Origin of the sequence: Mesorhizobium sp. LNHC232B00, assembly GCF_000502435.1 — a bacterium.
GTDB lineage: Bacteria > Pseudomonadota > Alphaproteobacteria > Rhizobiales > Rhizobiaceae > Mesorhizobium > Mesorhizobium opportunistum.
Genome location: NZ_AYWP01000081.1, coordinates 1 through 254, shown reverse-complemented (window position 1 = coordinate 254; position 254 = coordinate 1). Strand labels below are relative to the sequence as shown.

The window sequence follows — 254 nt, the reverse complement described above, 5'->3', positions numbered from 1 at the left end:
CTCCCTACTCCCTACTCCCTACTCCCTACTCCCTACTCCCTACTCCCTACTCCCTACTCCCTACTCCCTACTCCCTTCTCCCTACTCTCTAATGCCCCTCAAACCCGATCAACGTCCGCACCGGCACGCCCAGCGCTTCGAGCTTCGCCCGTCCGCCGAGATCCGGCAGGTCGATGACGAAGCACGCGGCAAGAATATCGGCGCCGATCTGCCTCAGCAGCTTGACCGCCGCCTCCGCCGTGCCGCCGGTGGCG

The 254-nt window shown here is 64.6% G+C and carries 1 pseudogene; it reads right to left on the bottom strand.

The annotated features are described in order from the left end of the window. Positions 1-88: 88 nt before the first annotated feature. Positions 89-254: pseudogene (locus X743_RS0137720) on the bottom strand (adenine phosphoribosyltransferase); the annotation flags it as partial.